This is a genomic window from Haemophilus sp. Marseille-P9675 (assembly GCF_916862695.1).
Taxonomy (GTDB): Bacteria; Pseudomonadota; Gammaproteobacteria; order Enterobacterales; family Pasteurellaceae; genus Haemophilus; species Haemophilus haemolyticus_K.
Genome location: NZ_CAKASP010000002.1, coordinates 360,299 through 383,031, shown reverse-complemented (window position 1 = coordinate 383,031; position 22,733 = coordinate 360,299). Strand labels below are relative to the sequence as shown.

At 38.6% G+C, this 22,733-nt stretch carries 15 protein-coding genes; 7 read left to right on the top strand and 8 right to left on the bottom strand.

Going from position 1 to position 22,733, the window contains the following annotated elements:
• Positions 1–74 precede the first annotated feature (74 nt).
• Genes hrpA through LIX50_RS05465 form a run of 3 tightly spaced genes read right to left on the bottom strand, consistent with a single transcriptional unit; the run spans position 75 to position 4,810 of the window.
• Entirely contained in the window at positions 75–3,986 is a 3,912-nt protein-coding gene (gene hrpA, locus LIX50_RS05475; RefSeq protein ID WP_048952752.1) for an ATP-dependent RNA helicase HrpA, read from the bottom strand.
• Entirely contained in the window at positions 3,983–4,357 is a 375-nt protein-coding gene (locus LIX50_RS05470; protein ID WP_048952753.1) for a DUF423 domain-containing protein, read from the bottom strand. Before LIX50_RS05470 ends, hrpA begins: the two co-directional genes overlap by 4 nt.
• The gene (locus LIX50_RS05465) at positions 4,358–4,810 is read right to left on the bottom strand and encodes a DUF441 domain-containing protein (protein ID WP_048952754.1); all 453 of its coding nucleotides are present in this window, start codon (positions 4,808–4,810) and stop codon (positions 4,358–4,360) included.
• Positions 4,811–4,942: 132 nt separating this feature from the next.
• Between LIX50_RS05465 and LIX50_RS05460 the strand changes: the two genes are divergently transcribed.
• Complete coding sequence (locus LIX50_RS05460; RefSeq protein ID WP_140449886.1) at positions 4,943–6,805, top strand: monovalent cation:proton antiporter-2 (CPA2) family protein; 1,863 nt, start codon at positions 4,943–4,945, stop codon at positions 6,803–6,805.
• 85 nt (positions 6,806–6,890) lie between these two features.
• Here the strand turns inward: LIX50_RS05460 and tal are convergent, their stop codons facing one another.
• From tal to LIX50_RS05440, 4 genes are all read right to left on the bottom strand, one after another.
• Positions 6,891–7,844 carry a transaldolase gene (gene tal / locus LIX50_RS05455; RefSeq protein ID WP_048952756.1) on the bottom strand — a complete coding sequence of 318 codons (954 nt, stop codon included), beginning with the start codon at positions 7,842–7,844 and terminating at the stop codon, positions 6,891–6,893.
• 123 nt (positions 7,845–7,967) lie between these two features.
• Positions 7,968–8,834, bottom strand: a complete 867-nt coding sequence (locus LIX50_RS05450; protein ID WP_048952757.1) for a VirK/YbjX family protein — start codon at positions 8,832–8,834, stop codon at positions 7,968–7,970.
• Positions 8,835–8,992: 158 nt separating this feature from the next.
• Positions 8,993–10,990: a transketolase gene (tkt, locus tag LIX50_RS05445; protein ID WP_048952758.1), complete on the bottom strand. Its 1,998-nt coding sequence runs from the start codon at positions 10,988–10,990 to the stop codon at positions 8,993–8,995.
• 111 nt (positions 10,991–11,101) lie between these two features.
• On the bottom strand, positions 11,102–11,740 hold the full coding sequence (locus LIX50_RS05440) for a YtjB family periplasmic protein (RefSeq protein WP_048952759.1): 639 nt from the start codon (positions 11,738–11,740) through the stop codon (positions 11,102–11,104).
• A gap of 56 nt (positions 11,741–11,796) precedes the next feature.
• On the opposite strand from LIX50_RS05440, the gene serB reads away from it, so the two are divergent.
• The 6 genes from serB (at position 11,797) to ispC (ending at position 18,010) form a co-directional block, all read left to right on the top strand.
• Positions 11,797–12,741 carry a phosphoserine phosphatase gene (serB, locus tag LIX50_RS05435; RefSeq protein ID WP_048952760.1) on the top strand — a complete coding sequence of 315 codons (945 nt, stop codon included), beginning with the start codon at positions 11,797–11,799 and terminating at the stop codon, positions 12,739–12,741.
• A 17-nt stretch (positions 12,742–12,758) separates the two neighbouring features.
• Entirely contained in the window at positions 12,759–13,250 is a 492-nt protein-coding gene (locus LIX50_RS05430) for a YajQ family cyclic di-GMP-binding protein (RefSeq protein ID WP_005629625.1), read from the top strand.
• Between the two features lie 83 nt (positions 13,251–13,333).
• Complete coding sequence (hslO, locus tag LIX50_RS05425; protein ID WP_048952761.1) at positions 13,334–14,215, top strand: Hsp33 family molecular chaperone HslO; 882 nt, start codon at positions 13,334–13,336, stop codon at positions 14,213–14,215.
• 173 nt (positions 14,216–14,388) lie between these two features.
• On the top strand, positions 14,389–16,005 hold the full coding sequence (gene pckA / locus LIX50_RS05420) for a phosphoenolpyruvate carboxykinase (ATP) (protein WP_046950280.1): 1,617 nt from the start codon (positions 14,389–14,391) through the stop codon (positions 16,003–16,005).
• Positions 16,006–16,155: 150 nt separating this feature from the next.
• Complete coding sequence (frr, locus tag LIX50_RS05415) at positions 16,156–16,713, top strand: ribosome recycling factor (protein WP_005632773.1); 558 nt, start codon at positions 16,156–16,158, stop codon at positions 16,711–16,713.
• 109 nt (positions 16,714–16,822) lie between these two features.
• Entirely contained in the window at positions 16,823–18,010 is a 1,188-nt protein-coding gene (ispC, locus tag LIX50_RS05410) for a 1-deoxy-D-xylulose-5-phosphate reductoisomerase (RefSeq protein WP_048952762.1), read from the top strand.
• 109 nt (positions 18,011–18,119) lie between these two features.
• On the opposite strand, the gene LIX50_RS05405 is transcribed toward ispC, so the two are convergent.
• Entirely contained in the window at positions 18,120–22,634 is a 4,515-nt protein-coding gene (locus LIX50_RS05405) for a S6 family peptidase (RefSeq protein WP_048952763.1), read from the bottom strand.
• Positions 22,635–22,733 lie beyond the last annotated feature (99 nt).

The following is a 22,733-nucleotide window of genomic DNA, read 5'->3' as shown; positions in this document are numbered from 1 at the left end:
TGAATAGTAAGCTTGTAATCCAGTAAAATAGAGTGATTACATATTGCTTATATTATTTCTATGAGTATCTTTATTTATATTTCTCTCATTATATTCAAAATTCTCTTATCCGATACCTGATACTTTGTGCCTAACTGCTGCGCAAATAAACTCACACGCAATTCCTCAATCATATAGCGAATTTCTGCAATTTCATCGGAAATTGGTTTAGATTTTGGCAGTTTAGCAAGAAGTTGTTGGTAGGCTTGTTGCACTTTTTCCACGCGTAGCATTGCTGCACGATCTCGATTTGTATCTTGGGTAAGTTTATCTAAGCGTTTGCCTATTGCCTGTAAATAACGTAATAAATCTGGTAAACGATAATAACCGCTTTTTTGCACAAAACCTTGATAAATAAGATCCGCAAGTTGTGATTTAATATCCGACAATGCAAAGGCCATAGTGAAATCCATTTTGCCTTTTAAACCTTGGTTTAAGGCATGGTTAAGGGATAGGATTTGCTCCACTTTTTGTGCAATATCTACGGTCACTTCGTTAAGGTTTTCCCGCACGAAATCACGCAATTTTTCAAAGCCTGCCTCATCCCATACAAAACCGCCAAAATCGGCAATCAGTTTATCCACGGCACAAGCGATACAGTCATCGATCAAATCCAACACACGACCGAACGGGGTAAAATACAGCCCCAATTTAGCTTTATTCGGCAATTTTTCATGCAGATATTTAATCGGTGACGGTACATTGAGCAGCAACAAGCGACGCAAACCTTGTTGCATTGCCACTGCTTGCTCAAGCTCTGTTTCAAACAGTTTAATACCTACCGCATCTTTTTCATCTACGATGGCCGGGAACGCTTTGACGCTAAAACCACGCTGTTTTTGTTCGTAACATTGTGGTAAATCTGCAAAGCTCCAAATATGTAGCCCGCTTTGTTCAATACCATCATGTGCCACAGCAGAAATACTTTCCTGTACACGATCTTTTAAGTTAAATTTCAGCTCGTCCAAATTCATGGATTCGGCAATTTTCTTGCCATTTTCATCCACCACACGGAACGTCATTTTCAAATGGCTTGGAATTTGTTCCCAATTCCAATGTTCCGCCTCTACGGTGACGCCCGTCATGCGACGTAATTCATAAATTAGCGTATCTAATAACGGTTTCTCCAATGGCACGGCTCGACTTAAAAAGGCTTGGGCGTAATTAGGTGCAGGCACAAAGTTCCGGCGATAAGATTTCGGCAGAGATTTAATAAGCGCAATCACCAGCTCTTCACGCAAGCCTGGAATTTGCCAATCAAAGCCGGTCATTTCCACTTGGTTGACCAATGGCAACGGAATATGCACCGTCACGCCGTCCGCATCAGTACCCGGTTCAAATTGATAAGTTAATTTGAGTTTTAAATTGCCTTGATGCCAGAAATTCGGGAAATCCAACTTACTCACTTGCTCCGCATCATCATTAATCAAGAATGAGCGTTCAAAATTAAGCAATTCCGGATCTTTTTGCTGCGCCTTTTTCCACCAGGTATCGAAATGTTTTTGAGAAACCACTTCCGTACCAATACGCTGATCGTAAAATTCAAAAAGCGTGCGGTCATCTACCAAAATATCACGGCGACGGCTTTTGTGCTCCAACTCTTCTACTTCTCGAACGAGTCGTTGATTTTCTTTGAAGAATTTATGTTTGGTATTCCAATCCCCTTCCACTAAGGCAGATTGAATGAAGATCTCGCGGCTTACCGTCGGATCAATAGAACCGTAATTCACTGGTCGAGCAGCCACAATCGGCACACCGTAAAGCGTGACTTTTTCATCTGCAATCACCGCCCCACGAGATTTTGACCAACGCGGTTCTGAATAGGATTTTTTAATTAAATGCTCGGCTAGCGGCTCGATCCATTCTGGCTCGATTTCCGCCACCATACGCCCCCAAAGCTTGGAGGTTTCCACTAACTCTGCCGCCATCACCCATTTCGGTTGTTTTTTGAAAAGTACAGAATTGGGGAAAATTGCAAAATGGGCATTACGTGCGCCAAGATATTGTTGTTTTTCCGCTTCTTTTAAACCGATATGCGACAGCAAACCACTTAAAAATGCGGTGTGAATTTGCTGATATTCGGCTTTTTCCGAATTAATCGGCAAGCCCATTTCACGCACGGCAAGACGAATTTGGTGATAAATATCCTGCCATTCGCGAATGCGCAAATAATTTAAAAAATCCTTTTGGCACTGACGACGGAATTGGTTTTTACTCAATTCTTTTTGTTGTTCTTGTAGATAATGCCAAAGATTTAAAAACGCCAAGAAATCGGATTTTTTATCGGCAAAACGACGATGTTTTTCATCGGAAGCTTGTTGTTTTTCTTGTGGGCGCTCGCGAGGATCTTGAATGGATAACGCCGCGACAATAATCATCACTTCATGCAACGCACTTTGTGAGACAGCGGTCAGCAACATCTTCGCCAAACGTGGATCCACAGGGAGTTGGGCAAGTTGGCGACCGATTGTCGTTAATCGACGTTTTTCACACGATTTGGTTTGAATGGTTTCAAACGCCCCCAACTCTTCCAACAACTTCACACCATCTTGAATATGCCGTTTATCCGGCGCATCAACAAACGGGAAAGCTTCAATATCATCCAAACCCAATGCCGTCATTTGCAAAATAACGGAGGCTAAATTGGTGCGTAAAATTTCAGGAGCGGTAAACTCCGGACGAGAATTAAAATCCTCTTCCGAATATAAACGAATACAGATCCCTTCACTCACTCGACCACAACGACCTTTACGCTGATTAGCAGAGGCCTGTGAAATAGGTTCAATTGGTAAACGTTGTACTTTAGTGCGATAGCTATAACGGGAAATTCGCGCAGTACCTGGGTCAATCACATATTTAATGCCAGGAACGGTCAATGAAGTTTCCGCGACGTTGGTTGCTAATACAATGCGATTTAAACTGCTCGGATGGAAAATTTTATTCTGTTCTTGCGCAGACAAGCGAGCAAAGAGCGGTAGAATTTCCGTGTGTTTTAGGTTTTGTTTTTGTAAAGCTTCAGCGGTATCGCGAATTTCTCGTTCACCGTTCATAAAGATCAAAATATCGCCACGACCTTCTGCTTGCAGTTCATCCACCGCATTAAGAATGCCTTGTAGCTGATCTTGTTCGTCTTCTTCTACTGTAGGACGATAACGCACTTCAACAGGATAGGTTCTGCCCGAGACTTCAATAATCGGGGCATTGTTGAAATGTTTAGAAAAACGTTCCACATCAATAGTTGCAGAAGTGATGATAAGTTTTAAATCACGACGACGTGGTAAAAGCTGTTTCAGATAACCGAGAATAAAATCGTTATTTAGGCTACGTTCGTGGGCTTCGTCAATAATCAAACAAGAATATTGATTGAAGAAACGATCGTTTTGAATTTCAGCTAACAGGATCCCGTCAGTCATCAACTTGATTTGCGTATCATCACTGATTTGATCGTTAAAACGAACCTTATAGCCAACTAAATCGCCAAGCTCCGTTTCCAGTTCTTCCGCAATACGCGCCGCCACCGAACGAGCGGCAATACGGCGTGGTTGAGTATGACCAATCATGCCTAAATTGCCGAAACCTAATTCCAAACACATTTTCGGCAATTGGGTGGTTTTACCTGAACCGGTTTCCCCTGCCACCACAATGACCTGATGTTCAGAAAGCAGTTTTTGAATTTCTGCTTTACGTTGACTAACGGGCAAACTCTCTGGAAAAATGATGGGATTTTGCACCGCACTTTTACGATTTTCTACACGTAATTGAGCCTGTTCAATTTGCTGTTGGATTTCAGCAGCCACTGCTTGCTGAGCTTCTTGGCTTTTAATTTTTCCAATACCATGAATGCGGGCAGATAAACGGCGTTTATCCACCAACATGATATCATTTAATTGAGAAAAAAGAGATTGTTGTAAAGGTGTTAATGCGTGTTTTACCGATCTGTTTTTCATAGCGATTTACTTTTGAAACTTCCGTAAGCTAAGCTAATCCATCCGATTAAAAATAAAGTTCCGCCAATAGGCGTAATCCACACTATTGCATTGCTTGCTCCGAAAGCGAGGGCGTATAAACTTCCACTAAATAATAAGGTTCCAATTAACCAAGAAGCCATGGATAATCGGGCGAATTTGTTGTCACGTAAAGCAGATAATGCAACGGCAAGTACTGCAATGGTATGGAACATTTGATATTTTAAACTCGTATCAATCCATGATAATGCTTTGGCTTCTAATACATGGCTTAAACCATGTGCCGCAAATGCACCTAGTGCGACACAGAAGAAACCGCTTAAAGCTGCAAGAGTGAGATATTTGTTTTTCATTTAAATTTTCCCTAAAAGTAAAGCTAATATACCTGCAGCAATAAGTGGGCCAACGGGTATACCGCCAAAGAAAGATACGCCGATAACCGTACCAATCATAAGCCCTGTGACGAGAACGGGTTGATTTGTCATTAAGTCAACACCTTGGCCTGCAAGCCAGGCTACAAAAATACCAACGCCGATAGAGGAAAACATTTTCCAGTGAATAAAGGAAGAAAGTTCAGGCAATGGAATTTTCCCTGACACTAAAGGGCTGAGGACACCGAGGGTTAAAACCATAATTCCTAGTTTTAAACCATATTGATCGATCCAAGGAATATACTGTGATAAAAAAGTTTGTTGCATAATGAGCAAGACAGCAGCAGAAATTGTGATCGCGCTATTATGGCTGAGTAATCCGAGAATAATTAAAATCACCAATAATAAGGCGACGATATTAAATTGTAACGTCATAAGTAAAAGTGCGGTTAAAAGTTGTGAAGAATTATAGCAAGTTTAGATAATTGATGTGTTCTTTATTTCAATAAAACAGGCTAAAATACAAGCTACATTTCAGTTTTATTGAGCGTTTTTATGTCGAATACTATTGAGCATCTAGCTAACCATGAACTCATCAAAACCGTTATTTTACTCGCTTCCAGTGTAACCATTGTGCCACTATTTAAACACCTTGGTCTTGGTAGTGTGTTAGGTTATTTGGTGGCAGGTTGTCTAATTGGGCCTTCTGTATTTGGCATAATTCAAGATCCTGCTGCAGTTGTGCATTTGGCTGAACTTGGTGTGGTAATGTTTTTATTTATTATTGGTCTTGAAATGCACCCTGAACGCCTTTGGGCAATGAGAAAAGCAATTTTTGTACGTGGTTTTTTGCAAGTGGGATGCTGTGGTGCATTACTTACTTTAGCTGGAATTTATTTGCTCGATTTACCGAAAGAAGTCGCGTTTATAGCAGGCATGGGATTTACACTTTCTTCAACTGCTATTGTGATGCAAACTTTGGAAGAACGTTGTATTACCAGCACATCTAAAGGTCAGCGAATTATTTCGACTTTAATTTTTGAAGATATTGCTATTGTACCATTATTGGCATCAGTGGCGTTTCTTGCGCCTCATTCTGAAGAAAGCACTCATACCGATTGGATGTCAATCGGCATCGCATTAGGCGCGGTAATCGGCTTGATTGTTGCGGGTAAATGGTTAATGAATCCGTTATTCCGATTAATTTCTAAAGCACATATTCGCGAGATGATGACAGCAGCCGCTTTATTAGTTGTACTTGGCGCGGCATTAGCCATGGAAATAGGTGGACTTTCAATGGCAATGGGGGCATTTGTAGCGGGCGTTATGCTGTCAGAGTCTTCGTTCCGCCATCAATTAGAAGCGGATATCGAGCCATTTCGTGGTTTATTGCTTGGCCTGTTTTTTATGGGCGTGGGGATGTCATTGGATTTGATGTTAGTGTTTAATCACTGGTTATTACTACTCGGAATTGTATTTCTTTACATTATTGGCAAAGGGCTTTCCGTTTATGTCGTTGCCCGAATCACTCGCTTAGAACATAGAGAAGCAGTAGGAAGAATGTCACTCTTGGCGCACGGTGGTGAATTTGCTTTCGTACTTTTCTCTGCCGCAACAACAGCAGGCGTAATGAGCAACCATGAAAACGCTACTTTTACTGCAGCGGTAATTATTTCCATGTTGTTTTCTCCATTTATTACACAAATTACTCGTAAATTAGCGCAATGTGGAGAGAGAAAATCGGCGACTCAACCAGATACGAGCGATCTGTCGCCTATTGATGATTTAGAAGATAACGTGCTTGTAATTGGTTTTGGGCGTTTTAGCCAGATCGTATGTCAAACATTATTAATCCGTGGCATCAGCGTTTCAGTGATTGATCGTAATATAGAAAATATCCGTGCTGCGGCAAAATTTGGTTTTAAAGTCTATTATGGTGATGGTATTCGTTTGGATGTACTTTACGCCGCTGGAATTGAAAAAGCTAAATGTGTGGTGATTGGTATTAATGATACAGATCGCATTGAAACGATTGTGAGCCAACTTAAAGGGGCTTATCCAAACTTGCCGATTTTAACCCGCACTTATGATAGAAAAACGACCGTGAGCCTAATTAAGCAAGATGTGGACTTTATTGTGCGTGAAACTTTTGAATCCGCCATTGCGCTTAGCCAAGCAACATTGATGAAACTTGGCATTGATAAGATTGAGGCTGATGAAGTCATTAAAGAAGTGCGAGCATTGGATCAAGAACGTCTAAATGAGGAAGTTCTGCATGGTTTTTCTAATGAAATTGTGAAAAAGTATTGGACGCCAAAACCTTTTATTAAACCTCATGCTGATGCTCAGGCTTTAAATGATGAAACGGCAGAATTGTTAATCGATGAGGATGATTTACATCAAGATAGAGAAGAAACAATACAGAAATAATTCATTTTTAATTTCTAAATAAAAAACTCGCCATATATGGCTATGGCGAGTTTTGACATAAAGATATGTTATCACTTTCATATGACTAAAGTTTTGATGAAAGCATAGTCTCCAATTTTTCTTGGTCAGCAGCAAATTTACGAATGCCATCTGCTAATTTTTCTACTGCCATCGCATCGCTATTATGTTGCCAATAGAATTCAGCCTCTGTTAATGGTTGTGGTTTCGCTTTTACTTCGCCTTTGTATTCTAGTTTGCGTACAAGTGCGGTTGAATTTTCTTGTAATTCTTTCAGTAATGCAGGAGCAATAGTTAAACGATCACAACCTGCAAGTTCAGTAATTTCACCTACATTACGGAAGCTTGCGCCCATCACAACGGTGTTGTAGCCATATTCTTTGTAGTAATTATAGATTTTGGTAACAGAAATAACACCTGGGTCTTCTGCTGGCGCATATTCTTTTTTATCGGAGTTTGCTTTGTACCAGTCTAAAATACGGCCTACGAATGGAGAAATTAAGTAAACGCCTGCTTCTGCACAAGCACGAGCTTGAGCTTCAGAGAATAATAAGGTTAAGTTACAGTTGATGCCTTCTTTTTCAAGGATTTCTGCAGCACGAATTCCTTGCCATGTGGATGCAATTTTGATCAGAATGCGATCATTTGAAATACCAGCAGCATTGTAAAGTGCAATTAATTTACGTGCTTTTTCAACGGTTGCTTGCGTGTCATAAGAAAGACGGGCATCCACTTCAGTAGAGATACGTCCCGGAACGATTTTTAAAATTTCTAAACCAATGTTTACCGCTAATTTATCTTCTGCATCAATGAGTTGTTGGGATTTGTCATTGCTTTGTGCTTTTGCGTAAGAAACAGCTTCGTCAATAAGTGGTGAATATTGTGGTAGGGAAGATGCACTTAAAATTAAAGATGGGTTAGTTGTCGCATCTTGTGGTTGGTATTTTTTTATGGCCTCAATATCGCCAGTATCAGCAACCACAACGGTCATATTACGAAGTGAATCTAATTGAGTTGTCATCAGTCTCTCCTATTCAAATGAAATGGAATAAATAATCTCAGCTACGATAGCATAAATTTATGACGAAAAGGAAAAATTTTTCAATAGAAAAAATAGGTGCAGACATTGATCTGCACGGAAGATTTACATTTGAAGTTTATTTTTAAGTGTGGTTTCAATTTCATCTAACATAGCATAACGTTTACGATACATTGAGCGTTTTTTACTTGGAACATCGTCTAGGTTTGTATCTCTAATAAGAGGTAACATCCAATAATTTTTTCGTTCACCACCAGCTTCTGAAAATATGGCGTCATAATCAACCACAAAATGTTTACTTTGAACAAAGCGAGATTTGTTTTGGTATTTTTGAGGAATACCATAAAGTTTGTCATAGCCTAATATTTTTGTGAGCGATTTCATTATTTCAACCATTAGATAGGCTGGGCGTAATCCGTGGCAAGTTTTAGTGAGTTGTTTTACCATTTCTTTAGCGCCTTCAAAATTTGGGCCTTGCACAACAGAAATAAGCAATGCCTCCTCTAACTTCCCAAATGTGAGTAGATAAACTTCAGTATCAGTGGGTTTATAACGTAACTCTAATGTCCAAAAACCTTCCATTGGTTGGTGATTGCTTAGCATGAATAGCAATTCAAAATCAGGAATAATTTCACCAAAAGAAATTGGGGTTTCTAAAATAGAAGGAGATAGGTTTGATAATTTTTGTGGTACAAATAGAAAATTATCACAAATGGTTGATAAACGTTTTTGGGTATTGAAACGTTTATCTAAAAAACGATGAACTAAGGGATAGCTATAATTGGGACGTTGTGTTAGTAAGTTAATCAGAACTGGAGTTTGATTAACGAAGGCTTCAAATTTTTTTATTGTTTTCCAATGTAAGAGTGAACGAAGACGATAACGTAAACGTTTTGCTGCATAAGATTTATTAGGTCTATCAGGATAAATCAATTCGGCTTTACGCCACTGATATAAGGTTGGTACAGTCATGTGGATTCCTTAAAAGTGCGGTCAAAAATAAACGATGAATACCGATCCGCAAAATGCAATGAATTCTGACATAATTTTGGAAATATTGCTATTTGATGTGAAGTTTAGGAAAATCAAAAGCGGCCAGCTTTTGCTGACCGCTTTTTATCATGAGGGAATTATAAAATCTCTTTCGCTTTCGCTACCACGTTTTCAACAGTGAAACCAAAGAGTTTGAATAATTGATCAGCAGGTGCAGACTCGCCGAAACTATTCATACCTACTACACGGCCGTTAAATCCAACGTATTTATACCAGAAGTCAGAAATACCCGCTTCAATCGCAACACGTTTGGTTACCGCTGCAGGTAATACGCTTTCGCGGTATGCTTGGTCTTGTTTATCAAAACGGTTAGTACTTGGCATAGAGACGACACGTACTTTTTTACCTTCAGCACTCAATACATCCGCTGCTTTCACTGCTAATTCCACCTCAGAACCTGTCGCAATGAAGATTAACTCAGGGGTGCCATCACAGTCTTTTAACACATAAGCACCACGTTTAACCGCATCTAATTGTGCAGAAGTGCGGTCCATTTGGGTTAAGTTTTGACGGGTAAAGATCAACGCACTTGGGCCATCTTGACGCTCAACCGCTTGTTGCCATGCGATGGCTGATTCTACTTGGTCACATGGACGCCATGTTTCAAGGTTTGGAATTAAGCGTAGTGATGCAGTTTGTTCCACAGGTTGGTGAGTTGGACCATCTTCACCTAAACCGATAGAGTCGTGAGTATAAACGAATAATGAGCGTTGTTTCATTAATGAAGCCATACGCACTGCATTGTGTGCATATTCATAGAACATTAAGAAGGTTGCGCCGTAAGGAATGAACCCGCCGTGTAAAGCAATACCATTCATAATCGCTGACATACCGAACTCGCGAACACCGTAGTTGATGTAGTTACCACCTACGTTTTCGTGTGCACGAATTGGTTTAGAGCCACTCCATAAGGTTAAGTTGGAGCTTGCTAAGTCTGCAGAACCACCTAAGAATTCAGGTAATATGTGAGCATACGCTTCGATTGCATTTTGTGATGCTTTACGGCTTGCAATGCTTGCTGGATTTGCTTGTAATTTCTCAATGAACGCTTTGGATTCAGCCGCCCAGTTTGCTGGTAATTCACCGTTTACACGACGTGTAAATTCTGCGGCAAGTTCTGGATATGCTTTAGCATAAGCGGCAAATTTTTCTTCCCAAGATTTTTCTGCGGCAGAGCCTTTCTCTTTTGCAGACCATTCAGCATAGTACTCAGCTGGAATTTCAAATGGAGCATATTCCCAGCCCAGCGCTTTACGAGTTAAAGCGATTTCTTCATCGCCTAATGGTGCACCGTGACAATCATGTGACGCTGATTTATTTGGTGAACCGAAACCGATGATGGTTTTACAAATAATTAAAGTCGGTTTTTCTTTTTCTGATTGTGCAAGTACAACAGCTTGACGAATTTGTTCAGCATCGTGGCCATCCACATTACGGATTACTTGCCAACCATAAGCTTCAAAGCGTGCAGCGGTATCGTCGCTGAACCAACCATCTACATGACCATCAATCGAAATGTTATTGTCATCGTAGAATGCGATTAATTTGCCAAGACCTAATGTTCCTGCTAAAGAGCAAGCCTCGTGAGAAATCCCTTCCATTAGACAGCCATCGCCTAAGAATACATAAGTGTGGTGGTCCACGATTTCATGGCCTTCACGGTTAAATTGGCCCGCTAAGGTTTTCTCAGCAATCGCCATCCCTACTGCATTAGTGATACCTTGGCCTAATGGACCTGTCGTGGTTTCAACACCGGGCGCATAACCATATTCTGGGTGGCCTGGGGTTTTAGAATGTAATTGACGAAATTGTTTTAAATCTTCGATAGAAAGATCATAGCCAGTTAAATGCAAAAGGCTATAAATCAACATAGAACCATGGCCGTTAGAAAGTACAAAACGATCTCGGTCAGCCCATTTAGGATTGGTCGGATTGTGTTTTAAAAAGTCACGCCATAATACTTCTGCAATATCCGCCATCCCCATTGGTGCACCAGGGTGACCAGATTTTGCTTTTTGCACAGCATCCATTGATAAGAAACGAATTGCATTGGCTAATTGTCTACGAGTTGCCATTTTGTTCTCCTGTTATAATTCGCTTTGAAAAAATAATCTTGCGCATTCTACCTTATTTCTGAAGGAAATTTAGCAAAAATCCGCACTCAATTTAATAGTTTGTGACAATAATCAAATTCTACGGCGACGCTGGTGAAAACGCGTGCTACTCGATTTTACTTTCAAATTTACCGCACTTTTTTTCTCTTTGGATTTGCGGTAAGTCCGTCGATAGTGACTTAAAAAATAATGAATAGAGCTTGCCATCACCGCGCCAAGTAAAAAGACAATAATGAGTTCACCATATAATTGGTGAAAAATTTGATTAATTTTTGATTGGTTAGATTGCGTATATTGGGCATCAATGGTGACACGTAAAAATCCTTTAATGCCGCTTTGGGCGTAAAGTGGCTCTACAATTTGTTGATTATTTTTATCGGGTGAATTGTGAGTCTCGCGACTTTGAGCCAGTAATTTTCCTTCGCCATCATATAAGCTCGCATCTAAAATAAAGTCTTCTTTGACTATTTGATCAAGATTGTCCGTTAATTGCTCTGTTTTAGCATTATTTGTGAGTAAAACTGAAAATAAATTGGCTTGTTGACGAACTAAAATATGTGAGATGTTCGCCACTTGGTTTACGCTAGCAAATTGTGAACTCAGCTTAAATTGTTTTACACCAAATAAGATAACGCCAAGTGCAGTTAGGCTTAGCACAATAATCGTTGTAAGCATGGTTGATTTGATTAGTTTTTCTTTAATTATTTGCACTTTTTCAACTCACATCGGTTAAAATCTTTTCATTCGCCACAATTTACAGGATTTTTATGCAAATTCAACGTTTCGAAAGCATTACACAAAAATACCCACAATTTCCTACCGCGCTTTTAGCCAATGAGGATCCAATACAGAGCGGAGAGCCTTTTATCTTATACGGCACAAAGTTGGACATGACTAAACTGGAAAATTTTCAACAAAAGTGCGGTCAAAATTTTCAGATTTTTGATGTTTGGATGGTGGAGAAAAATATTGTCGTTTTATTGAAAGGCCAGTGGTTTGTTGATTTCATTAACTTTGCTCATGACCTTGAAGTAGATATTGCTAAATTAGATTTTAGTCCTAAATTGTCTCAAGCTGGGTTGTTGGTGATGGATATGGATTCTACCGCTATTCAAATTGAGTGTATTGATGAAATTGCGAAACTAGCAGGTGTTGGCGAACTTGTTTCTGCGATTACGGAAAGTGCAATGAGAGGCGAATTAGATTTCGAGCAAAGTTTGCGTCGTCGAGTTGGTACATTAAAAGGTGCGCCAGAAAGCATTTTGCAGCAAGTTAGAGAGAATTTGCCGCTAATGCCTGGATTAGTTGAAACGATCCAAACCTTACAGAAATATGGTTGGAAAACCGCAATTGCTTCAGGTGGATTTACTTATTTTGCGGATTATTTGAAAGCGTTATTACAGCTTGATTTTGCTGCATCAAATCAATTTGATATTGAGGATGGAAAACTCACTGGCTTAGTTAAAGGCGATGTGGTTGATGCCCAATACAAGGCTAAAACGTTGCAACGTTTGTTAGAGGAATACGCTATTGATTCACAACATTCTATTGCTATTGGTGATGGGGCAAATGACTTGGCAATGATGAATGTGGCGGGGTTAGGCGTTGCATTCCATGCTAAACCTAAAGTGCAACAACAAGCGCAAATTGTGATAAACTTCGCCGACTTAACCGCACTTTTATGCCTTTTAAGTGCTAATGATCGAATTTAATAAAATGGGAGAAGACTATGCCATCTTTTGATATTGTTTCTGAAATTACTTTACACGAAGTCCGTAATGCAGTGGAAAATGCAAACCGAGTGCTTAGCACGCGTTATGATTTTCGTGGTGTAGAAGCGGTAATTGAATTAAATGAAAAAAATGAAACGATTAAAATCACCACTGAATCTGATTTCCAACTTGAACAATTAATTGAGATTTTAATTGGATCTTGTATTAAACGTGGTATTGAGCACAGTTCTTTAGATATTCCAGCAGAAAGTGAACACCACGGTAAACTTTATAGTAAAGAAATTAAACTTAAACAGGGTATTGAAACAGAGATGGCGAAGAAAATTACTAAATTAGTAAAAGATTCTAAAATCAAAGTTCAAACTCAAATTCAAGGTGAGCAAGTGCGTGTGACAGGTAAGTCACGCGATGACTTACAGGCAGTCATTCAACTTGTTAAAGGCGCTGAATTAGGCCAACCATTCCAATTTAATAATTTTAGAGACTAGGATATAGTTATTGGGGTTTAAACTCATAGAAGTATGCAAAATTACCGCATATTTTTCAATGTATTATCGATGAGAAATAGTTAATGACAGAACAGGAAAAACATATTCAAGACAATGACAAGCTTTACCGTTATCTTTTCCAAAATCGTGCGGTTCGAGGGGAATGGGTTCGCTTAAATAAAACATTCACTGATACATTAAATACCCATCACTATCCTAAAGCAGTACAGGATTTATTGGGTGAAATAATGGTGGCGACTAATTTGCTTACTGCCACACTAAAATTTGACGGCAATATCACCGTACAAATTCAAGGCGATGGTCCATTACGCTTAGCATTAGTAAATGGCAATGATCAACAACAAATCCGCGCCCTTGCTCGAGTGGATGGCAACATCACTGAAAATATGAGTCTGCACAATATGATTGGCAAAGGCGTATTGGTCATTACTATTGCACCAAAAGAAGGCGAACGCTATCAAGGTGTAATTAGCTTAGATAAACCGACGATCACAGAATGCTTAGAAGATTATTTTGTACGCTCAGAACAGCTTCAAACTCAATTAATTATTCGTACTGGAGAATATGAAGGAAAGCCGGTGGCAGCAGGTATGCTATTACAGATTATGCCTGATGGTTCTGGTACACCAGAAGATTTTGAGCATTTAACTACGCTCGCAGCAACAGTAAAAGATGAAGAATTATTTGGTCTCCCTGCAGAAGAGTTACTTTATCGTTTGTATCATGAAGAGACCGTCAATCTTTATCCAGCACAAGATGTACAATTTTTCTGTGGCTGCTCTGCAGAGCGTTCTGGTTCTGCATTACTTCTCATCTCTGATGAAGAAATTGACGAAATATTAGCCGAGCATAAAGGCAGTATTGATATGCAATGTGAGTGTTGCGGCACACATTATTTCTTTAACAAAGAAGCAATTGAAAAATTAAAATCAACAAAACTTTAAAATCAATCCCGACGCTATGTCGGGATTTTTGATCTACATCATCAATACACCTAAAAATAGGTAATGAAGAGCTATAATTTTTCAAAAATGAGATCTAGTTAACATTTTTTTGCATTGACATTCTTTAGAATAGGCGACAGTTAAATTTTAATCTTAAATATTAGAGGTGACTTATGACAGACTTAAACAAAGTAGTAAAAGAACTTGAAGCTCTAGGCATTTATGACGTAAAAGAAGTTGTCTACAATCCAAGTTACGAGCAATTGTTCGAAGAAGAAACCAATCCAGGTTTAGAAGGCTTTGAAAAAGGTACTTTAACTACGACTGGTGCAGTAGCTGTAGATACTGGTATCTTCACTGGCCGTTCACCAAAAGATAAATATATCGTGTTAGATGAAAAAACCAAAGATACTGTTTGGTGGACATCTGAAGCAGCAAAAAATGACAACAAACCAATGAATCAAGCTACATGGCAAAGTTTAAAAGACTTGGTGACTAACCAACTTTCTCGTAAACGCTTATTTGTGGTTGATGGCTTCTGTGGCGCTAGCGAACACGACCGTATTGCAGTACGTATTGTCACTGAAGTTGCATGGCAAGCACACTTTGTGAAGAATATGTTTATTCGCCCAACTGAAGAACAACTCAAAAATTTTGAACCAGATTTCGTTGTAATGAACGGTTCTAAAGTAACCAATCCAAACTGGAAAGAACAAGGTTTAAATTCAGAAAACTTCGTTGCCTTCAACTTAACTGAGCGCATTCAATTAATCGGTGGTACTTGGTACGGCGGTGAAATGAAAAAAGGTATGTTCTCAATGATGAACTACTTCCTACCACTTAAAGGTGTAGGTGCAATGCACTGCTCAGCTAACGTTGGTAAAGATGGCGATGTAGCTATCTTCTTCGGCTTATCTGGTACAGGTAAAACAACCCTTTCAACCGATCCAAAACGTGAATTAATCGGTGACGATGAACACGGTTGGGATGATGTGGGTATCTTTAACTTTGAAGGTGGTTGCTATGCGAAAACCATTCACCTTTCAGAAGAAAATGAACCTGATATTTACCGCGCTATCCGTCGTGATGCATTATTAGAAAACGTGGTTGTTCGTGCAGATGGTTCTGTTGATTTCGATGATGGTTCAAAAACAGAAAATACTCGCGTGTCTTACCCAATTTATCACATCGATAACATTGTAAAGCCAGTTTCTCGTGCTGGCCACGCAACTAAAGTTATTTTCTTAACTGCAGATGCATTTGGCGTATTACCACCAGTATCTAAATTGACACCAGAACAAACTAAATACTACTTCTTATCTGGTTTCACAGCAAAATTAGCAGGTACTGAACGTGGTATTACTGAACCAACTCCAACTTTCTCAGCATGTTTCGGTGCAGCGTTCTTAACGCTTCACCCAACTCAATATGCTGAAGTGTTAGTAAAACGTATGCAAGCAGCAGGTGCTGAAGCTTACTTAGTGAATACTGGTTGGAATGGTACAGGCAAACGTATCTCAATCAAAGATACTCGCGGAATCATTGATGCAATCTTAGATGGCTCAATTGAAAAAGCTGAAATGGGCGAATTGCCAATCTTCAACTTAGCAATTCCTAAAGCATTACCAGGTGTAGATTCTGCAATCTTAGATCCTCGCGATACTTACTCAGATAAAGCACAATGGCAATCAAAAGCTGAAGACTTAGCAGGCCGCTTTGTGAAAAACTTTGTTAAATATGCAACTAACGAAGAAGGCAAAGCTTTAATTGCAGCTGGTCCTAAAGCTTAATTAAAAATACTAAAAATATTAACCGCACTTTGGGTAACTGAAGTGCGGTCATTTTTTATCTGTTTTCAAGCTGATAAATGTATTCAAAAATTGACAAAAATCCAGTAAAATCACCGCGTTTTAACTTTCGTCAATTAAAAGGACAATGTAATGCTTAACCAAATTAAAAAAGATGCTCAAGATCGTATGGAAAAAAGCCTTGAAGCATTAAAAGGCCATATTTCGAAAATCCGTACCGGTCGTGCACAACCGAGTTTACTTGATGCAATTCAAGTTGAATATTATGGTGCAGCAACTCCACTTCGCCAATTAGCAAACGTAGTGGCAGAAGATGCGCGTACATTAGCTGTAACTGTTTTTGATCGTTCTTTAATCTCTGCGGTAGAAAAAGCAATTTTAACCTCAGATTTAGGTTTAAACCCATCTTCAGCGGGTACCACAATCCGTGTTCCGCTTCCTCCATTAACAGAAGAACGTCGTCGCGATTTAATCAAAATTGTGAAAGGCGAAGGTGAACAAGGTAAAGTTGCGGTTCGTAATGTGCGTCGTGATGCGAATGATAAAATCAAAGCATTATTAAAAGACAAAGAAATCAGCGAAAACGAACAACATAAAGCAGAAGAAGAAATCCAAAAAATCACAGATATTTACATTAAAAAGGTAGATGAAGTATTAGCGGATAAAGAAAAAGAATTAATGGATTTCTAATCATAAAAAATGCGAAAGGCAGACAGTTTTGTCTGCCTTTATTTTATTAGGTATGCGAATTTAGACGTACCAATGAAAATATCATCAACAAAAGTGCGGTAAAGATTCTATGCAAAAACAAAACATTGTCATTCTTGGTTCAACTGGATCAATCGGTAAGAGTACCCTTTCTGTTATCGAAAATAATCCTCAGACATATCATGCATTTGCACTCGTAGGCGGAAAAAACGTAGAAGCAATGTTTGAACAATGTATAAAATTCCGACCGCACTTTGCGGCTCTTGATGATGTGAATGCCGCTAAAATTTTACGTGAGAAATTAATTGCGCATCATATTCCAACGGAAGTATTAGCAGGACAACGAGCTATTTGCGAACTCGCAGCACACCCAGATGCCGATCAGATAATGGCATCGATTGTTGGTGCAGCAGGATTGTTACCGACTCTTTCAGCGGTTAAAGCAGGTAAACGGGTATTACTAGCAAATAAAGAATCATTGGTAACCTGCGGACAGCTTTTTATTGATGCCGTAAAAAACTATGGCGCGAAGCTTTTACCAGTAGATAGTGAACATAATGCGATCTTTCAATCGTTACCGCCAGAAGCACAAGAAAAAATTGGTTTTTGCCCACTTTCTGAATTAGGTGTAAGTAAAATTATACTCACTGGGTCTGGCGGACCATTCCGTTACACGCCACTTGAACAATTCACCAACATCATACCAGAACAAGCGGTTGCACACCCTAATTGGTCTATGGGTAAAAAAATCTCTGTCGATTCAGCCACAATGATGAATAAAGGCTTAGAATACATTGAGGCTCGCTGGCTTTTCAACGCAAGTGCGGAAGAAATGGAAGTCATTATTCATCCACAATCAATTATTCATTCTATGGTACGTTATGTTGACGGCTCAGTCATTGCTCAAATGGGAAATCCAGATATGCGTACACCAATTGCAGAAACTATGGCATATCCTCACCGCACTTTTGCAGGAGTAGAACCTCTCGATTTCTTTAAAATCAAAGAACTGACGTTTATTGAACCTGATTTTAATCGCTATCCAAATTTAAAACTGGCTATTGATGCCTTTGCTACGGGTCAATATGCGACAACAGCAATGAATGCAGCTAATGAAATTGCCGTACAAGCATTTTTAGATCGTCAAATTAGTTTTATGGATATTGCAAAAATTAATGAGCGTACTATTGAGAAGATTACACCGCAAACTATTCAATATATTGAGGATGTATTGGAAGTTGATCATTTAGCGAGAAAGATTGCTGCAGAACTAATATAAAAGTGTGATGTTGCGTTTATATTCTTATTATGGATAGAGTTTGTTTACTACTAATAAAAAAGTACGGCAAAATATAGCCGTACTTTTTTTATTTACTTACTAGATAATGCTACCAAGTAAAACCGACCTTTAATGAAGCAAATTTCTGTGGTGCGACATCAGAGCCCTTAAGCATTCCAATATTCGTGCTTATATTCCACTGTTTCATCTGAGCACTAAAACCAAGTTCATGAGTAAAATAACGTCCAAATTGTTGTTTTAATGCGACATCATTGACACTTAATATACCATCAAGGGCAAGTTTTTGTTGAGTGGCATCATAGTAGTTGCTTGAGAAACTTGGGGTGAATTTTACACCATTTATATCAAAGGTTTTATCTAACATTATACCTGCTCGGTAAGTAGTTAAATGTAACGTTTTACTGTTGATATTGGCACCATCTAATTGGTAGTTTGTGCTAGATAGACGGTAGTAGCGCATACCAACTGAAGGTGTGACGTGAATTCCCGAGTCCAAAGAAGCCCCAATATTTCCACCTGCACTCAAAATATTACGGTGGAACGTTTGGTTTTCTTCGTCAAATTTTACATTGTTACGGCTGCGTCCATAACCTAAGTCAAAACTTGCAAAGACACCATTATTCCACTCACCTTTAACAAAACCATTTATGCCTGTTAGTCGGCTTGTACCCGATACATTTTCATTAAACTCATTATTCGCACGAGAATGAGAAAGTACCGCACCAATTTGCATATTCGAATTTAATGCCTGAGCGACGCCAACTTGAGTCAATGTTAAATTTTGCTTATATGAACGATTATAGTCAGATCGATAAGTTCTCTGACTTGCTTCCGTATTCACCCAAACATTAGATTTATCTTGGCTTAATAAATGACGATCTAAATTTCGTCCAATTTGTAATACCGAATTAACGTTTGCAGAAAGCTCTGATAAAGCCGTATTGGAATAACGACTGATTAATTGAGCCTGTACAGGTATTGCCACATTTTTAGGTATCTCACCTAAGAAATGATTAATATCACCTAAAGTTGTATAAGTATCTTCAAGCGCATTAACGAGAGAATGTATAGCTTGATCCAAATTTTCTTGCGCAAAATGAACCGCACTTTCATCACCAGATGCTTTAGCATGTTCTAATGCTTGTTGAGCAAACTCTACTTGCTCAATATTTGCATCAAGCTCCGCTTCAAAAGTGGCTAGATCACTATCATTTGCGACTTTAGCAACTTTTCGACATACATCAGATGAAAGCCCTTGGGCTATGCAAAGTTTTTGCGCTTGTGCAATTTTATTTGCATAACCCACTTGTAAACGATTTAATTCTGCTTGCAAATTACCTTGTTGAGATGAAAGTGAATTAACTTCATTTTTTATCGAATTAACACCATTAAGTACCGAAGATACTTGTTGCGTATAATAATTTGCTTGAGAATTAAGGTTGCGATATTCATTACGTTGATTTTCTAACTTAGACTTATATTGCGTAAATTGTTCATATAATCGTCGACGTTTAATAAAACGAATCCGAGGCGTACGATTGTATTCATTAAAAGCATTATCAATTTGATTATTGGTTTGGTTTATATCTGAAAGCAATCGTGCAACATGTGATTTATAAGTATTTTCTTTTGCTTTCACATCCTCGTATTGAGCATTTAATCGATTTAGCTCTTGTTGTTTTTGATTAAGTAATTGGTGCACTTTCTCAAATTCACGCTGACTATTTGCAATAAGTTGCTCACTACCTTGAAAAGACTGTTCAGCCTCACGCAATGGGTTATATAGTCGATAGTCATTGTTGCGATTAGCTAGAATATAACGATATGCCCCTAAATCAACATAACCATTTTCAAGCGCAAAGCGAGCTTGCCCTATTCGCTGATTTGGATGATTTAATTTAACAAGGCTTAATGGATTTACTTCATTAGGTTCTTTACCCGTATTTTTTACAGAAAGGATATAAGAACCTGAAGCAAGCCCATTTACTGTAATATGATCGCCTCTACGTTCCGCCACATTCGTTAAGAAACGGAAGTGACCATTCCCTGTCAATTTGCCATTAATTGTTAACTCATTAAATTGAATCCAACCACGATAGTTTTTATTTACATCATCATAATTGGCATTTAATGTGATCTGGCTATTAGGTAAAAGCTCTAAATTTCCTACGGTACTATTTCCGTTGAGTGACCACTGGCTATTAGGTTGTAAATAAATTTGTGTCGTAGGGGCTGCATTAATACGCCCAACTAAATGCGCTTTACCTAAATTAAGCTGGCTATTATTTTTTAAATCAATGTTACCGAATACAACTGTAACAGGCATACGATTAAAAGCTAAATGCCCTAAAGTCTTATTCTCAGAACAAGCTGTGTAACCTGTATAAGATTCACGAATGCATTCATTGGATTTACCTTGGGTAAAACCTAGCTGAATTTGGGCTTGATGTCGAGCGTTGAAATTCCCTTCTAATAAGCTTACATTACGACTACTTTCTAGTTTTGCATTGCCTGAAACATTAAATTCACGCGCTTTGAATTGGCGATTAATCCAACTATTTTCATCTATAACTTCTTTTTTGTTTAAATGATCATAAGCGTGAGGAGTAGGAATACCTGAAAGTACTAAGTGCCCTGCTGATACGTTTAAATTACCATTTAAATTCGTACCGCCGTTCAATACAAGCACACTATTGTAATAGTTAGGGTTGTAATTAAACGTTAACGCACCGTTATAACGTTGAGAATCATACTCACCAAGGAAACCACTAAACGTATCTAAACGTTTTTTCGCATTTTCTTTTACGACCGCGTTTCCTACAACTTTTTGTTTGTCGTTACCTAAAAATTCCCAATCATTGGTAGTTTCCATATCCAAAGGGAAATAAGCCCGTGGATTTTTTCCGTCTTTTAAACGGAAATAATCAAATCGGTTATTTCTATGATTATTTTTATATTCATACAACGCAAATGAAGTGGTTGGCTCCTGTCCCCATTTTACCCATTCTATGTTTTGAGCCGTTACATCATTACGACCAATTACATTAATTTCAGCGGCATAAGTGCGGTGATTATTGACAATTTTTGCACCGTCATCAGTATTTTGAATACGATGAAAAGTAAGCGAATTTCCATTAACATCTAATCGCCCACCTCGGAAACCAAAGTAAATGTTGTCTGAATTGACCTGCTTATTATTGGCAAGAATAACTGTTCCTCGACCACTTGTTATCCCGACTTGGTTAAAGGCTTGCTGCTGTCCATTAAACGACTTTTGATCAAGTACTACAGTTCCATCACCTACACTAATATCACCTAGGTTTTTGCCTTGACCATCAATATAAAGTGTGCCTGAACCTAATTTTGACAGACGGTCATTTATAGGGTTTTTTACGCGCCAATGAACCGTTTTATCACCGTTAACGACAATTCCCGCTCCTAGCCAAGTCGTATCATTATTTTCTGCGCGAACAATGGCATTTTGATTGAAGTATAAAGCCCCTGCACCTTGGTTAATACTATCTTTAAGAATAAGAGTTGAACCATCACCACCTTGGAAATGAATAGTCTTACCATTATCTAAAGAAGGGCGTTGCGTATTTTGATCTAATGATTTTTTAGATGAACTTTCTAATGCTACATGAATATTTTCAGCACCATTTTTTAATACACTATCTCCATTACCTAAATTCCGCCATTGGATCTCTTTAGCGCGAAGTGGAATCTGAATCTCATCATTTTTAAAAGCTTGTGCTATGACATCAGGTTGAATAATCGTATAAATGTTCTCAGTCCGATCGTAATTTGCAAAAGTAGACAACACTGCAGCTAATACCCAGCGTTTTTCCTTCGCATCATAAGCAAATAGCGGTGAGCCACTATCACCAGGCAAACCATAAGTTGCTAATCCATCATAAATATCACCATTGAATAACACCCAATTATCCATTGATGAGCGCGGTGTAAGTGGTATACCACCTGTAAGATAGTTGTATGCTGAGGTTAAAGACGTTTTTTCCTTGCCATCTTTACTTCTTAAATATTGACGTCCAGACCCTACTCGCACAAAGTACGGATAACGATTTTTATCTAAAAAAGCACCATTGCGTGGTCCTGTTTTTTTAGCATTATCAAAAGCAATATTATTTAGAAGTATCGGTACGACTTCGGTCACTAATTTATGTAACCGCGGGGCATGAAAATCCAACTGGCTATGATTATTTCGATCTGTAATAAGATAATTAAAATAATGACTATCTGAATTATTATCACTATCACCAAATTGTACAGAACCATAACCTAAGTTATGTTTTACACTGGCGATATACTGAGGATTAAACAAAGTTGCAATACCGCTTACCCTATTTGCCACATGTAAATCAGGCATCGGTAAATTGGGTAATACTGTTGCAATTTTCTGACCTTGTTTATTAAAAACGGGAATATTGCTAGATCCGACTGAAAATTGTCCTTTATTTTCAGCAAAATCACGGAAGAATTGGTAGTCCACATCATTACGTACAATTGAGGCTTGCGCGTAAGAATTCGCAAAAGCAAGACTTAATGCCAAAAGTGTTGGACGAAACAAATTAATTTGATGCATTAAAGGTTCCTCATAAAATAGGAGATCCTTGTGCTAATCTTTAGAGAAAATAAAATTGAGTAAAGTGCAGTGAAAGTCTGCAGAATTTTTGAAATTATT

What these genes read in the sequence shown, in the direction of transcription:
- LIX50_RS05450 (WP_048952757.1), bottom strand. Translation starts at nt 8,834, where the DNA reads ATGACTGTACCAACCTTATATCAGTGGCGTAAAGCCGAATTGATTTAT.
- LIX50_RS05470 (WP_048952753.1), bottom strand. Translation starts at nt 4,357, where the DNA reads ATGAAAAACAAATATCTCACTCTTGCAGCTTTAAGCGGTTTCTTCTGT.
- hrpA (WP_048952752.1), bottom strand. Translation starts at nt 3,986, where the DNA reads ATGAAAAACAGATCGGTAAAACACGCATTAACACCTTTACAACAATCT.
- pckA (WP_046950280.1), top strand. Translation starts at nt 14,389, where the DNA reads ATGACAGACTTAAACAAAGTAGTAAAAGAACTTGAAGCTCTAGGCATT.
- tal (WP_048952756.1), bottom strand. Translation starts at nt 7,844, where the DNA reads ATGACAACTCAATTAGATTCACTTCGTAATATGACCGTTGTGGTTGCT.
- serB (WP_048952760.1), top strand. Translation starts at nt 11,797, where the DNA reads ATGCAAATTCAACGTTTCGAAAGCATTACACAAAAATACCCACAATTT.
- LIX50_RS05465 (WP_048952754.1), bottom strand. Translation starts at nt 4,810, where the DNA reads ATGACGTTACAATTTAATATCGTCGCCTTATTATTGGTGATTTTAATT.
- frr (WP_005632773.1), top strand. Translation starts at nt 16,156, where the DNA reads ATGCTTAACCAAATTAAAAAAGATGCTCAAGATCGTATGGAAAAAAGC.
- hslO (WP_048952761.1), top strand. Translation starts at nt 13,334, where the DNA reads ATGACAGAACAGGAAAAACATATTCAAGACAATGACAAGCTTTACCGT.
- LIX50_RS05405 (WP_048952763.1), bottom strand. Translation starts at nt 22,634, where the DNA reads ATGCATCAAATTAATTTGTTTCGTCCAACACTTTTGGCATTAAGTCTT.
- ispC (WP_048952762.1), top strand. Translation starts at nt 16,823, where the DNA reads ATGCAAAAACAAAACATTGTCATTCTTGGTTCAACTGGATCAATCGGT.
- LIX50_RS05430 (WP_005629625.1), top strand. Translation starts at nt 12,759, where the DNA reads ATGCCATCTTTTGATATTGTTTCTGAAATTACTTTACACGAAGTCCGT.
- tkt (WP_048952758.1), bottom strand. Translation starts at nt 10,990, where the DNA reads ATGGCAACTCGTAGACAATTAGCCAATGCAATTCGTTTCTTATCAATG.